At 71.3% G+C, this 15,722-nt stretch carries 7 protein-coding genes and 1 pseudogene; 5 read left to right on the top strand and 3 right to left on the bottom strand.

Annotated features, from left to right (window positions below; genetic code table 11):
• Nucleotides 1–290: 290 nt before the first annotated feature.
• Nucleotides 291–1,375 (top strand): annotated as a pseudogene (locus tag ACWCXH_RS34185) (integrase core domain-containing protein).
• A gap of 481 nt (nucleotides 1,376–1,856) precedes the next feature.
• Here ACWCXH_RS34185 and ACWCXH_RS34180 read toward each other — a convergent pair.
• Together ACWCXH_RS34180 and ACWCXH_RS34175 are read right to left on the bottom strand one after the other, a co-directional pair.
• Nucleotides 1,857–2,297 (bottom strand): hypothetical protein, encoded by a 441-nt coding sequence (locus ACWCXH_RS34180; RefSeq protein WP_449805406.1) that lies wholly within the window; start codon nucleotides 2,295–2,297, stop codon nucleotides 1,857–1,859.
• Nucleotides 2,294–6,229 (bottom strand): polymorphic toxin-type HINT domain-containing protein, encoded by a 3,936-nt coding sequence (locus ACWCXH_RS34175; RefSeq protein ID WP_449805405.1) that lies wholly within the window; start codon nucleotides 6,227–6,229, stop codon nucleotides 2,294–2,296. Before ACWCXH_RS34175 ends, ACWCXH_RS34180 begins: the two co-directional genes overlap by 4 nt.
• A 421-nt stretch (nucleotides 6,230–6,650) precedes the next feature.
• Between ACWCXH_RS34175 and ACWCXH_RS34170 the strand changes: the two genes are divergently transcribed.
• From ACWCXH_RS34170 to ACWCXH_RS34160, 3 genes are all read left to right on the top strand, one after another.
• The gene (locus ACWCXH_RS34170) at nucleotides 6,651–9,002 is read left to right on the top strand and encodes a trypsin-like serine protease (RefSeq protein ID WP_449805404.1); all 2,352 of its coding nucleotides are present in this window, start codon (nucleotides 6,651–6,653) and stop codon (nucleotides 9,000–9,002) included.
• Nucleotides 9,003–9,107: 105 nt separating this feature from the next.
• Nucleotides 9,108–14,087 (top strand): RHS repeat-associated core domain-containing protein, encoded by a 4,980-nt coding sequence (locus ACWCXH_RS34165; protein WP_449805403.1) that lies wholly within the window; start codon nucleotides 9,108–9,110, stop codon nucleotides 14,085–14,087.
• Nucleotides 14,088–14,102: 15 nt separating this feature from the next.
• Nucleotides 14,103–14,660 carry an SMI1/KNR4 family protein gene (locus tag ACWCXH_RS34160; RefSeq protein ID WP_449805402.1) on the top strand — a complete coding sequence of 186 codons (558 nt, stop codon included), beginning with the start codon at nucleotides 14,103–14,105 and terminating at the stop codon, nucleotides 14,658–14,660.
• A 57-nt stretch (nucleotides 14,661–14,717) separates the two neighbouring features.
• On the opposite strand, the gene ACWCXH_RS34155 is transcribed toward ACWCXH_RS34160, so the two are convergent.
• Nucleotides 14,718–15,128 carry a hypothetical protein gene (locus ACWCXH_RS34155; protein ID WP_449805401.1) on the bottom strand — a complete coding sequence of 137 codons (411 nt, stop codon included), beginning with the start codon at nucleotides 15,126–15,128 and terminating at the stop codon, nucleotides 14,718–14,720.
• A 294-nt stretch (nucleotides 15,129–15,422) separates the two neighbouring features.
• On the opposite strand from ACWCXH_RS34155, the gene ACWCXH_RS34150 reads away from it, so the two are divergent.
• Nucleotides 15,423–15,722, top strand: a 300-nt coding sequence (locus ACWCXH_RS34150; RefSeq protein ID WP_449805400.1) for a hypothetical protein, incomplete at its 3' end; no start/stop codon positions are given.

The following is a 15,722-nucleotide window of genomic DNA, read 5'->3' as shown; positions in this document are numbered from 1 at the left end:
AGCGCGGGCAAGGTCCGGCACCCGAATGGGTGCCGGACCTCACCCGACAATGGAGCGCCAGGCCCGGGTTGCACGGACTCTCCCTACTGAAAGTAGGACGTGCTCTGGTAGCACCGCTGACGCCTGAGGAGGAATCATCTCCCTCGCGACGAGGAGAATACTAGCAGGTCAGCGGCCCACCATGAAGTCGGACCACCCGGCCCGCTGCGCCCGCACCCAGCGTGTCGGGCTCGAAAAGTCACCGCTGCAGGTGACAGGGGTTGTACGGCCTGGACTGGCGCGATGTTCGCGTGATCGTTTCGATGCTGTACAAGGTGGCGCGCAAGCTGCTGTCCATCCCCGGGGTGCTGCTTCGCCGCGACACGGCCCAGGACGCGGAGCTGCTCGTGCTCCGGCACGAGAACACGGTGCTCCGTCGCCAGATATCAGGACCGCTCCGCTACGAGCCCGCGGACCGGTTCTGGTTGCGGCGCTGTCCAGGCTGATACCCCGTCGCCGTTGGCGGGCGGTCTTCCCGGTCAGGCCCGGCACGTTGCCGGCCTGGCATCGCCGGCTCATCGAGGCGAAGTGGGACTACAGCACACGGCGCACCCGCACCGGGCGGCCGCCGACCGGAGCGGCGCTCAAGAACCTCGTGCTACGCCTGGCTCGGGAGAACGCGGGGTGGGGGCATAGGCGGATCCAGGGTGGGCTCGCTCGCCTCGGGCACCCGATCGCCGCGTCCACGGTGTGGGGAATCCTCCACGCGGCGGGCATCGACCCGGCTCCGCGCCGTACCGGCCCGACCTGGCGCGAGTTCCTCACGGCTCAGGCCGAGGGCATCGTCGCCGTCGACTTCTTCCATCTCGATACGGTGCTCGGCAGGCGCCTTTACGCGCTGGCGTTCCTCGAGCACGGTACCCGTCGCCTGCACATCGCCGGCGTCACCGCCCGCCCCACCCGGGAGTGGGCGGTGCAGCAGGCCCGGAACGTTGCCGCCGACCTCGGCAGGCGCATGGACTCCCTGCGCTTCCTGCTGCGTGACCGCGATGGCAAGTACGGGCAGTCGTTCGATGCCGTCTTCGAGGCCGAGGAGGTGGAGATCCTGAAGAGCGCGCCCCGGGCTCTCCGGATGAACGCCCACTGCGAGCGAGTGATCGGCAGTATCCGCCGTGAGGTCCTGGACCACGTTCTCATCATGAACGAGGCCCACGCCCGGCAGGTCCTGGCCGCCTACCAGCGGCACTACAACGAGCACCGTCCCCACCGGGCCCGCAACCAGATACCACCCGGCGCCGATCAGCAGCTCACCATCGCTCACGACCTCGAAAGCCGCAGACTCGTGTGTACCCGCGTCCTCGGCGGCGTCATCAACGAGTATCGGTACGCAGCTTGACCAGCAGCGACGACTTTCCGAGCTCCACAGGTCATCGCGGGCAGTACGGCCGCGCGGTTGGCGGTGATTTCGTCCAGGTCCGCACCGCTGTTCAGCAGCCGGAGCTCCGCCAGTGCGGCCTCGCAGGCCAGGGCGCCGTAGGCGGCGGCCGCGAGGCTGGCCGTGCGCAGGGTGTGCTGGTCGGCCGCGGCTTCGGCTTCCACTCCGCCGACGCCGTCATCGCCCTGGTCATGCTCACCCTCGCAGGCCCCCGCCCCGCCCTCCCAGGACGCCAACCCTCAACAGCCTGACCCACACATCAAGCAGGAGAGCTGGAAACCTGTGGGTGGGGGGTCTCCGTGGAGGACGCGGATCAGCTGGGGCGGATTGCAGACCTGCGCTCCGGCTCGGCAGGCCGTCGCCTGAGCGAGTGTCAGGTCGGTCGACGTGCGACTGAGGCCGTCCCCCGGGCGTCGTGCCCGGGGGACGGCCCCGGTGCCGGCTACGGCAGCCTGTCGGTCACCGACATGGCGGAGAACGACCCGTCCTCGTGGAAGAAGACCATCACCCCGCTGTCACGGACGGCGATCTCTTCCTGGCCTGCCACGTGGAACTCGCCGACCCGATAGGCGAGGTCGTGTGCTTCGAGGTACTGGACGAAGCCGTCCCGGTCAGCGGGGAGGCGCAGCGCCTCGGCGAGGCCCAGCACGGCCGGAAGGCGTGACACCGCGTCGAAGGACTCCAGCTGGACCATCCAGATGGTGCCGGTCCGGCCGGCCACGTAGATCTCCAGGTCCGCGTACTTGAAGACCGGGTTGTCGCCCTCGATCCTCGCGTCCGGCTCCCCGAGGAGGGCCCGGAGGCCGGACCACGGGACGCCGACCCGTACGGCGCCGAACTGCCCGGTCCGCAGGAACGCGTCCAGGGTCCTCTCGGCGGTCACGGCCTGCCGCCGAGGGCGCGGACCAGGTTCTCCAGCAGAGGGATCTCCTTGCTCGCGGGGGAGTTCTGCCGAAGATAGGCCAGGCCCGTGATGGCCTTCTTCATCATGTCGGCCTGGAACTTCGGATCGTTGACGGCGGCTGCCGCGTCCTTGACGGCCCTGTTGGACAGCCCCTTGTGCGGGAAGGAGGGGCGGATCTGTACGGTGAATCCACCCTTGCCATCGGGGGCCCCGAAGAAGGACACCTCACCGCCGTCGGACATCTTGGCGTGAAGCCCCTTGGCAATCCAGTCGTTTGCGACGGTGTCGACCTTCGGGCAGAAGCCGTTGTGGACCAGGACGGGCGTCGGGCCGGCCAGCACGAAGTAGGTGTGGGCCGCGCTGACCGTCAGGTTGTAGGCGGTCTGCGGGGTCTGCAGAGCAGCCACCGAGGTGATCCGCGCGCTCGCGCCGGAGGGCGTCAGGACGGTCTCGCCGACCGTGAAGTCGGCCGCCTTGCGCCAGGCGTGGAAGTCGGTGGACCAGAACAGGTGACCGTCCGTCGCGGTGACGGTGCTCGCGGCGCCATCCGGGCCGGTGACCCCGAGGCGGATGAAGTCCCGGTCCTGCGGGGTGGTGATGGTCGCGGCCACCTCCTGCGGGCCGGTGCCGCCCTGCACCGGGTCGGCCGCCAGCACCCGCTCCCCGGCCTGGACCTTCTCGATGGGCTCGGCCGAACCGTCGGCCATGAGCACCTTGGTGCCCGCCGGGAAGCTGTTGCTGGGGCAGGCGGGGAAGTCGACGGGCTTCGGGCTCTTCGGGTCCTTGGCGAACCACTTGAAGATCGGGATGCCCTTCTCCCCCCACTTCTCGAACTTGACGAAGGTGCCGAGCTCACCGAGCGCCGGGATGGCGCTCACACAGGAGAGAGTCGCATCGGAGGCGTTCCCCTCGACGGCGTACCAGAGGCAGTTGGCGCCGTTGGCGCCGGCCTCGGTGACCGGGGTCGGGATCGAGCCGATCAGGTCGAGGGCCATGTGCCCGCCCTGGGCCCAGGCGTCGTAGAGGGTGAACTTTCCGTCGTCCGAGTTCAGCTTCAGGAGGTAGTCCTGGAACTCGGTCTGGAGCTGCTGCTCCTCGTAGTTCTTGACGGACCAGGTGTTGAACGCGAGCCAGGCCGCCTGCTGCGCCTCGCTCTCGCTGGCCTTCGTGGCCTCGGCGGCCGCCCGGGCGGTCTCGGCCGCCTGGTTCGCCTGCGCGGCGAACTGCTGCGCCGAGTCGTAGCTCGCGCTCGCCCAGTCCGCGTCACTCTGGGCGGCTTGCGCGGAGCTGTGGGCGTTCTGCGCGGCGGTGTCAGCGGTATGGGCGTACTCCGCCGCCTTGGCGGCCGACTGCACGGCGTCCTGCTCCGACTGCTCGGCCTTCGCGGCGTACCCGGCGGCGCTGTCGGCGGCGGCCTTGGCCTGCTGGGCGGCGGTCTGCGCGTCGGTGGCGGCGTTGTTGGCGACGGCGGCGGCCAGGGCGGCCTCGGCGGCGTTCTGCTGGGCTGTGGCGGCGGTCGCCAGGGCCCGGGAGACCACGGCCTGGACCTGGGCCTGGTGGGTCTGGGCCAGCTGGTCCTTGTGCAGCGCCGTGTACTGGCCCGAGACGAGGAAGGCCCGCTGGAACATCGGCGGTCCTTCGAGCGCGACCCGCCCGGCGGCCTGGACCTCGGCGTCGCCGGCGGAGATGATCTGGGCGATCTTGACGCGGTCGTCGGCCTCCCGGTTGGAGAACTGGGCGGAGTTGAGGAAGGTGACCAGGGCGTCGACGGTGCCCGCGTCGAGCGCGTCCTGCCCGGCCTTCTGCACGCTGCTGCCGCCCTCGCTGATCAGCTGGGCGATGCGGACGCGGTAGTCCGGGGCCGCCGCCTGGTACTGACCGGTGGTCAGGAAGGCGTGGATCGCGGTGGCGTCGCCGCTCAGGGCGGTGTTGGCGGCGGCGGCCACCGCGCTGACGGTGGTGTCGGCGGCTACGGCCTTGGTCCGCTGGCGCTCGTCGGCCTGGGCGGCGAGCTGCCAGCCGGTGCGGGCGTAGTAGCGGGCGGCGCTGTCGGAGCCGGCCAGGGCGAACTCCGCGGCCGAGCGGCTCCAGGGCCCCCGGGTCTTCATGGCGGCGAGCGCCATCTGGCGGCCGTTGGTGGCGATCTGCTGCGGGTCGGCGTCGGGCTTGGCGGCATCGGCCGCGAGCTGGGCGGCCTGGCTGTCGAGCGTACGGGCGTCGGCCAGTGCCTTGGCCGCGTTGGCCTTCGCCTGGTCGAACTGCGCCTTCTCGTCGCCGGCTTCGGCCATCGCCTCGGCGGTGCGCCCGGTCAGCTCCTCGGCCTCGATCTTGTCGGCGAGGGTCTGGACGTCCTGGGCCTTCGCCGCTGCGGACGAGGCCGCGTCGGCGGCCGCCTTCGCGCTGGCGGCGTGGACACCCGCCTGCTGGGCGGCATCGGAGGCCTGGCCCGCGTGCTGCGCCGCCGCCTCGGCGGCCGCGGCCGCGTTGTTGGCGTGGGTGGCGGCCGAGCGGGCCGCGGCGCCGGCGCCGGCGGCCGCCGCGGCGGCGTCGCGGGCGAAGTCACCGGCGGCCTTGGCGGCGCGGGTGGCCTCCTGGGAGTGGCGGCGGGCAGCGGCGGCGGCCTGGCGGGCCTCACCGGAGGAGACGCCCGCCTGGTCGGCGTAGTTCGCGGCGTCCTCGGCGGACTTGGCGGCGGCGTCGACCTGGGCCGTGACGTCCTTGGCTGCGAGGGCGGCCTGCTGGGAGGCGAGCGAGGCGTCGCGGGCGCCGTCGCTCGCGTTGGCGGCGGAGGTGGCGGCGGCCGCGGCGGCTCGGGCGGTCTTCGCGGCCACGTTGGCGGCGTCCGCCTTGGCGGAGTCGGTGACGGCGGCCGCGGCCGCGTCGGCGGCCCGTGCGGCGGCCTGCTCGGCGCCCTCGGCGGCGAGTGCGGTCTCGGCGGCGGCGCTCGCCGCCTTCCGGGCGGCCGCGTCGGCGGCGGCCGCCGCGGAGATCGCGGACTGGGCCGCCTGGGCGGCGCGCCTGGTCGCGGCGGCGGCACGGGCGGCCGCGTCCGCGGCCTTGGCCGCGTCGCCCTGCGCGGCGGCGGTCTCGCCCGCCGCCTGCGCGGCGGAGTCCTTGGCCAGCTGCGCGGCGTCCACCGCCCGGTCCTTGGCCTCCTGGGCGGCGGTGGTCTCGTTCTTGGCCACGGCGGCGGAGGCGGCGGCCTGGCCGGCCAGCTTGCTGACGTCCGCGTACTCCTGGTCGCGCGCCTGGGCGGTGGGCAGGCCGACGGCGAGGAACTCGCGCACGTCGTTGATCGACCCGTTCAGCGCGGCCGTGCCCGCCGCGTAGACCGCGGGCCCGCCGGCGCTGATGGCCTGGGCGACGGCCACCCGGTCGTCGGCGTCCTTGAGCGGGTACTGCCCCGTCCCCAGGAAGGCCTGGACGTCGGTGATCGACCCGTTCAGCGCGGCCTGGCCGGCCTGGCGCACCTCGGGCCCGCCGTTGCTGACGAGGTTGGCGACCTGGACCCGCTGGTCCGCCTCCAGCGGCCCCTTCCAGCCGTCGGTGACGAAGGCGTGCAGCTGCTGCTGGACCTGATCCGGCGTGCCGGTGAGCGCGGCGAGCGCCGCCTTGCGCAGACTTCGGCCGCCGACGCCGATGAGATCCATCGTCATCTGCTTGTCGTCAACCGCCGCGGCCGCGTCCTTGCCGGTGATGAGGAACGCGCTCACATCGGCGTCCTTCGGCGCGACGAGTGCCTTCTCGGCCGCCGCCTTGACGGCCGGGCCGCCGGACTTCCAGATGCCGAGCACCTTGGCGCGATCGGTGTCGGGCAGGGCCCCCGGGGCGCTCGCGGCAGGTGGTGCGGTGGTGTCCGCGGTGGCCGGTGCGGCCGCAATGAGGCCTGCCAGCAGGGCCAGCGGCAGCACTCCTCGGCAGAACAGCGGAATGCCGCGCCGTCCTCTCCGCCGTCTTGCCGGTATCAGTCCGGAATTCACCCGAACTCCCTTCGTATTCGTACCGATTGCTGTTGGTGGCACGCAAGAGCTGCGGCGGCGCCCGCGAGCTGACGACCGGTCCGCTACCCAAGTTCGTCCGCGCTTGACGTACCGGTTTACCGATATGGTCAACTGTCGTGGAAATCACCGGAATTGTCCGTGCAAGCCGCATTTCTCAGCGGTCTCCGGCATCCCCCAATGCTGCGCCGTGGCGGCGCGGCATATATTACGTCGCGGCACAGGATGCCCGGTCCGGCCCAGGCGTGATGTACCGTCACTCGCCGCGCGTGTCCGATCACTCGGGTTCGAAATCGCTTTCCCTGCCCTACCCGCACCTCAAGTAAGGAGCCTGATGGCATCCCGCATACCCCGGTGGATGCTGGCCGGTACGGTCGTGGCCGCCTCGGTCGTACTCGCGCCCCCCGGCCTCGCCGCCGCAGACGCCGCACAGGTCGTCAACTCGACGGCCCCCTTCGCGGTGGAGGACGGCGCCTACCCCGGCACCGCCCAGATCCAGCAGGACCTCGGAATCACCCTCACCAGCGGTGACGCGCGCATCAACCTCACCAGCTGCGACTCCAGCTACCAGATCAAGATCTGGACCGCCGTCCCCCAGGCCAACAACTACGGCAACGTGGTGTGCTTCACCGCGCCCTACACCACGGGCCGCCTGACCATGTCGATCCCCGACGTCTTCGCCGTCCAGACGTACAACGGCGTCGCCGTGGCCGCGACGATGACCACCGGCACCGTGACCACGAAGCTGGATGTGCCGGCCAACAAGTGGGTCGGCACCGGCCGGGGCAAGGACCCGAACGCCGACCCGACCACCATGCTCGAACTGCACGTCACGGCCAACGCCTCGGGCCTGAGCGGGCCGCCCGCCGCCGCCCCTGCTCTTCCGGCGGTGGCCGACCCGTTCGAGGGCACCGCGCGGATCGACATCGGCGGCAAGCGCATCTGCTCGGGGGCCCTGGTCGACCCGTCCTGGCTCCTGACCGCCGCGAGCTGCTTCATCGACCACCCCGAGCAGGGCATCGCCGTCCCCGCCGGTGCGCCCGCGGACCCGACCACGGCCACCTTCGTCCGCTCGACGGCCGCCAACCCCCCGCTGCCCTCGACCTTCACGGTCACCGAGCTGGTGCCCCGCACCGACCGCGACCTCGTGCTGGCCCACCTCGCCGCGCCGGTCCCCGGCATCGCGCCCGTGCCGGTCACCGGCAAGGCCCCCAGTGCGGGAGAGATGCTGGATGCGGGCGGCTTCGGCCGCACCGAGACCGAGTGGGCGCACGACCGCCGGAACGAGCGCCACTCCACCGTCGGAGCCGTCTCCGCCACCGGTCTCGACACGACGCCGACTAACACCACCCCGGCCACCCCGGCCCCCGGCGTCCCGGCCGGCGGCATCGGTGTCCACGACGGCCCGGTCTGCAAGGGCGCCACCGGTGGCCCGCTGCTGCGCATCCTCGGCTCGGGTCGCTGGGAGCTGGCCGCGGTCACCAGCCGCTCCTGGCAGAACGGTTGCCTCGGTTCCGACGAGACCGCGCGGACGGGCGCGTACGACACCCGGGTGGACGATCTCGCGCCCTGGCTCCAGCAGTACGGCGTGTACGCGGCCTCCGGCTACACCGCCGTCCCCCCAACCCGCGTGCTGGACACCCGGGACGCGGGCGGCAGCCGCACTTGGACGCCCAACCAGGGCGGCGGGGAGAAGGTGCTCAACCTCGGCCCGAGCGGCACCGGTCAGTTCAAGCTGCCGCAGGGCGCCACCGCCGTGGTCCTCAACGTCACCGTGGTCGCCCCCTCGCACGGCGGCTTCCTGACCGTCGAGCCGAACGACACCGCCCACCCGACCGCATCATCGGTCAACTTCGCCGCGGGGCAGACCATCGCCAACCTGGTGACCGCTCCGGTTGGTCCGGACGGCCGTGTCGTCCTGTGGACCAACGTGGACGACTTCGACGCCCTGGTCGACGTCGCGGGCTACTACAGCCCGGCGTCCCCGAACAAGTTCGCCCCGAGTGGCCCGGTGCGGCTCCTCGACACCCGCGACAGTGGTGGCGCGCTGGGCCAGGGGTCGACCGTCGACGTCCAGATCACCGGCCGGAACGGCGTCCCCACCGACGCCACCGCCGTCGTGGTGAACCTCACCACGACCGGCTCCACGGCGGGCGGGTACTTCGCCGCCTACCCGACGGGCAGCACGCGCCCGGCCACCTCGAACATCAACTTCGGTGCCGGTGACACTCTGTCGAACCAGGCCGTGGTGCCGATCGGCAAGGACGGAAAGATCACCGTCTTCAACTTCGCGGGCAGTGCCCACGCCATCGTTGACCTGGCCGGCTACTACGGTCCGAGCGGTACCGACCTCTACCACCCGGCCAGCCCCAGCCGCCTGCTGGACACCCGCTCCGACAGCCTCCTCGGCCCGGGCCAGGTCGTCAGCATCGGCGGCTTCCCCTACGGTGCCGACGCCGTGGTGCTCAACGTCACCACCACCCAGTCCGACCAGGGTGGTTACTTCACCCTCTACCCCCACGGCATTGACCGCCCGCCGGTCAGCGACCTCAACTTCGGGCCCGGTCAGACCCTCTCCAACCACGCCACGGTCCCCCTCGGCCAGAACCAGCTAGTGGACCTCGCCAACCTCGGCGGCCACAGCCACGCCGTCGTCGACCTCTTCGGCTACTTCACCAAGAACTGACCCCCTCATACGCTCCGGTGGGGCAGCACATGCGTGCTGCCCCACCGGGGCGTCCGCCTGTCTCGCCCGAGTCCCGTGGCCGCGGCCATCCGCGGGCGGCGGTGGATGTCGGGTGGGCCAGCGCGCCGGTCTCCCGGGGGCGCCGGAGAGGTCCTGGGCGAGGCGTCCAACGGCGGCCTCGCCCGCGCCACCCTGCCCAGCGGCCAGACCCTCACCTACGGCTACAACGCCGCCGGCCGCAAGATCTGGGCCACCGAGACCTCCGACGCCCAGCCCGCCGGCGTCACCACCACCTACGAGTACGACGAACTCGGCCACCTCACCGCCCAGACCGGGCCCAAGGTCACCGACGCCGTCACCGCAGACACCCACCAGACCAAGACCACCGTCACCTTCGACCCCGACGGCCGCCCCACCGGCACCACGACCGCCGACATCGCCGGCAACGACGGCTCCCGCACCGCCACCACCACCTACGACACCGCCGGCCGCCCCGACAGCGACACCGACGCCATGGGCGGCGTCACCCACTACGGCTACGACGCCCTCGGCCGCCGCACCACCGTCACCGACCCGCTCGGCCAGGTCACCCGCTACACGTACACTCCGCGCAGCCAACCCGCGACCACCGTCGTCGAAGGCTGGAACGGCGACGGCAAGGGCACCCGCGACCTCACCGCGGAATCCCGAGCCTACGACCCCGCCGGCCGGCTCGCCTCCGTCACCGACGCCATGGGCGCCGTCACCAGCTACACCTACTTCGACGACGGCCTGCCCGCCACCACCCGCGCCGAGGCCGTCACCCAGCCCGACGGCACCAGCCACCCCGTGGTCCTGGAAGCCAACGAGTACGACGGCGCCGGCTACCTGACCAAGCAGACCACCGGCGGCGGAAGCACCATCGTCGTGCGCACCGTCGACCCCTCCGGACGCGTCACCCAGAGCGTCCTCGACCCGGCCGGCCTCGCCCGCACCACCACCCTCGGCTACGACGCCGACGACCGCGTCACCACCACCACCCTCAAGGTCAGCAGCACCGAGAACAGTGTCCAGACCGACACCTACGACACCGCCGGACGCCTGACCCGCACCCAGCTCGCCTCCAGCACCGGCGGCCCGACCGCCGTCAGCACCTTCACCTACGACCAGCGCGGCCTGCCCACCAGCAGCACCACACCCAACGGCAACGCCACCGGCGCCGACCCCGCCGCCTACACCACCACCTACCAGTACGACACCCTCGGACGCCGCACCACCGCCATCGCTCCGGCGGTCGCCGCCGAGAGCGGGGGAGTGGCCGCCACCACCGTGCACCCCACTGCCACCACGGGCTACAACGCCTTCGGCGAGGCCGTCACCACCAAGGACGCGCTCGGCCGGATCACGCGCACCACCGTCGACCAACTCGGCCGCGCCACCGAGATCCGCCTGCCCGACTACACCCCGCCCGGCTCCACCACCCCGCTCACCGCCACCAGCCGCCTCGAGTACGACAAGCTCTCCCGCATCACCACCAGCACCGACCCCGCCGGCCGACGCACCACCTTCACCTACGACCGCCTCGGCCACCAGATCCAGCGCATCGACCCCAACTCCCTCGGCGGCCTCCAGCCCCCAGTCGACGACAACCCGCCGACCTGGAACGCGACCTGGACCCCCACCGGCCTGCAGCTGTCCGCCACCGACCCGCTCGGCGCCCGCACCGAGGCCACCTACGACCAGCTCGGCCGCACCCTCACCGCCACCGCCGTCGAACGCCAGCCCACCCTCCAGAACCTGACCACCAAGTTCACCTGGGACGACGCCGGCAACCGCACCGCCCTCACCACCCCGGTCGGCAACACCAGCACCGCCACCTACAACCCCGCCGGACAGGTGGTCACCACCACCGACGCGCTCGGCCGCACCAGCAAAGCCGAATACGACGGCATCGGCCGCACGACACGCGCCATCGCCCCGCTCGGCGAATCCGTCCGCACCCACTACGACAGCCTCGGCAACCCCACCGCCACCGACGACCTCGACCCCGCCGGAACGGTGCTGCGCACCACCACTGCCACCTACGACCTCGAAGGACGGCCGCTCACCACCACCAGCCCGGCCACCGGAGCCGTCACCAGCACCGCCTACGACGCGCTGGGCCGCGCAGTGAAGCTCACCGAGCCGGTCGCGAGCGGCCAGGCGATCACCACAACCTTCGGCTACGACGCCGCCGGAAACCGCACCCGCCTCACCGACGGCCGGGCCAACACCACCGTCTACACCTTCAACGCCTGGAACCTGCCCGAGTCCACCATCGAACCCGCAACCACCGCCCACCCCGCGGCCGCCGACCGCACCTGGACCACCGCCTACGACGTCGCCGGCCAGGCGGTGCTCACCACCGAGCCCGGCGGCGTGGTACGCACCAGCAGCTACGACCCGCTCGGCCGCCTGGTCCGCGAGAGCGGCACCGGTGCCGAAGCCGCCACCACCGACCGGGAACTGGCCTACGACAAGGCCGGCCACCTGATCCGGCACAACTCCGCCACCCTCAACGGCCAGAACTACGCCTACAACGACCGCGGCCTGCTCATCAAGGCCGGCACCGACCTGACCGCCGCCACCCAGACCTGGGAGTACGACGCCGACGGGCGCGTCATCAAGCGCTGGGACAAGGACACCGACCTGACCATGCTCGGCTACAAGGCCGACGGGCAGCTCGACTGGGCCAACAACCCCAAGCTCAAGACCCAGAACTGGTACGGCTACGACGGCGACGGCCGCCTCGGCAGCCAGTCCTACGTCGCCGCCGACCCGGCCGACGCCACCAAGCTCAAGCCCATGTCCGAACGGCGCCTGAGCTACGACGCCCTCGGCCGCCTCAGCGGCGACCAGCTCCTGGTCAGCGGCAACCCCAACACCCCGCTCACCGGCACCGCCTACGAGTACGACCTCGACAACCGCCTGACCCGCAAGACCGTCAGCGGCGCCGCCACCGACCCGGTCAAGGACAACCGCTACGGCTACGACCAGGCCGGACGCCTCACCTCCTGGACCCTCGACGGCACCACCACCACCTACGAGTGGGACGCCGCCGGCAACCGCACCAGGAACGGCACCGCCACCGCCACCTACGACGAACGCAACCGCCTCCAGTCGGACGGCACCAGCACCTACCGCTACACCGCCCGCGGCACCCTCACCGCCGTCACCACCGCAGGCAAGGACGACACCCTCGCCGACGACGCCTTCGACCGCCTGATCACCGAAGGCACCACCACCTACACCTACGACGGCCTCGACCGCGCCACCACCCGAGGCGCCGCCCGCTTCACCTACGACGGAGGCTCCAACAACCTGACCGGCGACGGCACCTGGACCTACGCCCGCGACACCGCCGGCAACCTGCTCGGCGCAGCCAGCGCCACCACCAGCGTGCGCGTGCGCACCGACCAGCACACCGACGCCACCGCCACCCTCGACACCAACGGCACCACCGTCACCGGCACCACCACCTACGACCCCTTCGGCAAGCCCACCACCTCCGGCACCACCACCAGCCTCGGCTACCAGAGCGGCTGGACCGACCCCACCACCGGCGACGTCAACATGCACGCCCGCTGGTACCGCCCCGGCACCGGCTCCTTCACCAACCGCGACTCCTCCCTCCTTGCCCCCAGCCCCTCCGTCCAGGCCAACCGCTACACCTACGGCAACGCCAGCCCGCTGAACGGCACCGACCCCTCAGGGCACTTCGACGTCAGCAGCTGCGGCTGCGCCGGCGGTCCGGCCATCGTGGCGCCGGGCGGTGGCGGCGGCATATCGTTCGGGAACGGGGGCGGGAAGTTCAGCGGCAGCATCACCATCCCGCGACCCGCACCCAAGCCGGCCGCACCCAACGCCAACACTCAGGCCGAGCCGTACGTAGGGGAAGTCTCGGGCTACCAAGCACCGAGCTCGTCCAGCGGCGTCACCATGCCGGGCTTCGCCGTTGGCGGTGTGACCGGGCTCGGCTACGGGGCTTACGGCGGCTACGGCTACGTGCCCGGCAACTACGCGGGCAGCGACATCTACCAGGAGAAGCTGGAAGCCCGGGACCACTGGAGGTCCAGCTCCTCTTCCTCCTCCTCGTCGTCGAGCCCGACCGGCACGCCCGTTGGAGGGCCTGAAGGAACCCCCGACCGGGGCTCCGACCCCAGGCCGACGCGCCCGACCTGCAAGACCTGCCGCGGAGCCAAGACGCCTCCGCGCCCGCCCGCACCCAGGGCCGAGCCACCGAAGCCCCTGTGGGACCCGACGAAGGCCACGGTCGAACGCCCGGCCCCGCAACTCGACTGGGCCCCCAGGGACCCGCGCGACACCCTCAACGTCATCGCCGCCTCCTACAGCAGCGCCAGCCTGCTCGCCATGGTGGCCCTCACCCCCAACGTCATCCCGACCACCGTGGCAGCCCCCGGTCCCCAACCGGGCCAGGGCAACGCACCGGACCCGGACAAGCCCAAGAGCTGTCTTGAGCGGAAACCTGCAGGCGCCGACACCGACAACCAGGATGGAAGCGGAAGCGGATGGATCATGTACGGGGACATGGAGGACGTCGAAGGCAGCCCGGGAGTGAAACGGCCCACCATGGCCGAAGCCTGCCTGGTCGGCAAACCGTATGGGGATCGTGGCACGGAAGCGAAGGGGAATATCACCGGATGGGCGGAAGCTAAGGCGACCGCGGCTGCCGCAGGCTGGAAGGTCGGCGCTGGGGAGAAGGACGTGAATCTGTTGGCGCGCTGCCACTTCATCGCCCGGGAGGTTGGTGGCTTGGGGAAGCCCGAGAACCTCGCACCATGCTTCCAGAGCGGGGTCAATACAACCCGATACGGCATGCGAGACTTCGAACAAAACGTCGTCGGCAAGGCGTTGAAGGATAATATGGTCGTCAATTACATGGTGGATCCGATCTACAATTCTCCATCAAGCAAGATTCCGATGGGATTCTTCATGATAGCCGTTGGGGAGACCCCGGACGGCAGGCGGATACCGCTGGGGACAAAGACCGTGAGCAATGAAAAGAAGAATCCCGTTACTGGGCAGCCAGTCCAGCTTGGAGACTAGGGAGGAGACGGGAAATTGACGAGCTTTATGGGTAGGCTCACAGAGATCATGGGTGATCCCGGCCGCGAGCCCGTCGAGGTGGACTGGGAGGGGGCCGTCGAGAAGCTCGGCGTCCAGCTCCCATCGGACTACCGCGAGTTCGTGGAACGGTACGGCCATGTCCAGTACTCCGGCGACCTCATGGTGGCGACGCCGGTGCTCGGGCCCGGAATCCCGGACGCCGATCGGTTCGACGGCCTCTACTACTTCAACAAGGATCTCGGGGAGATGCTTGAGGGGTGGTACGAGTGGAATCCCGAGATCGGCCGCCCGTACGAGCCGTTCCCGGCGAAAGGCTGTCTGCTGGGGTGGGCCAACAACACCATTTCCGATTACTTCTGCTGGGACACTTCGGCCGGCGATCCCGACCAGTGGCCGGTCGTCGTGTGGCGCTTCGACATCAGCGAGATGATCCGTTTCGATGGGGGCATGACCGATTTCCTTGCGGCCGTCCTGACAGGGCAGTTCCCCGGCTCTGACGAAATGATCGATCGGTCCATGGGTCCCGACGTGTGGCGCTCCTTGTCGCCCTGAGCGGTGCGACTGGTGGCGGCGATGCTCGCCTGGCTGCTGGCCCAGACGGCCCATGCCTTATCTGCCTGCCACAGGTGCCTTTGGGTCCGGGTCCCGCAGGCCTAGCAGCCGGCGGGGCCCTTGCGGCCCGTCAGCCTGTGAGGAGGGTGTGGGCCATACGGGTGCGGTGCGGTGGGGGGTGAGTTCGGCGGTGATCGTGGCGGATTCGGTGGGGGTGACCGTGATCGCGATCGGCTGGGGTGGGGTGTGGGTGAGCAGGGCGATGCGCAGGTGGGTAGGGGGCGTCGACGGCGTAGCCCTCGCGAGTACTGCGGCGGTGCAGGCGTTCGCATTCGGTGGGTGGTAGACCAGCCAGTGGGTGCGCATCTGCTCCCACAGGGCTTCCGGGGTCGGGCGGGTGCGGTGGTCGGCCCGCAGCCGGGTGACCGCGGTGCTCGCGGCGCCGTCGAGGAGCAGGGCGTCGAGCATGCGGCGGGCGGCCTCGGTGGAGGCAGCGCGGGCGGCGAGGGCGTCGGCGCGGTACTCGCCTCCTGGCCGGCCCGGGCGGTGAGGCGGTCGAGGAGGAGCGGGATGTGCCGCAGCGCCCACGCGGCGGTGTGCATCACCGCGTCGCCCGGAGCCCGGCTGCGCCCTGCCATCCCGATCGCGCGGCCCGCTCCGGACCCCGCCGCGGCGACGGCCCGGCCGCCCGCGCGGGACCAAGATCACAGGTGGGTCACGCGCTCTTCACGCGGCGGCCGGATTCCGGCACTCTTACGCTTCGTGCTCCAACGCCTTCGCATCGCCCTGACCCGGGTTGTCCTCCTCGCCGGTATCGCCGCCGTCTTCACGACGCTCGACCACGGCTTTCCGGCCTGGACCACGCTCGGCTTCGTGATCGGGGCGTTCTCCGGTCAGGAACTGCTCGCCGACCTCTGGTTCCTGCTCACTCACCGGCTCAGCGGGACGCGGCTGTTGGGCGTCTCCTACGGCCGGGGCCGGCTGCTGTGGCACGGCACGGTCGCCGGGGTACCGGTCGAGCTGGGCCTGCGCCCCGCAACCGGACTCCTGCTTCCGTGGGGG

The sequence above is a fragment of the Kitasatospora sp. NPDC001660 genome, assembly GCF_053596725.1.
The sequence above is the reverse complement of the archived record's forward strand: the minus strand, read 5'-3'. Positions and strand labels throughout refer to the sequence as shown.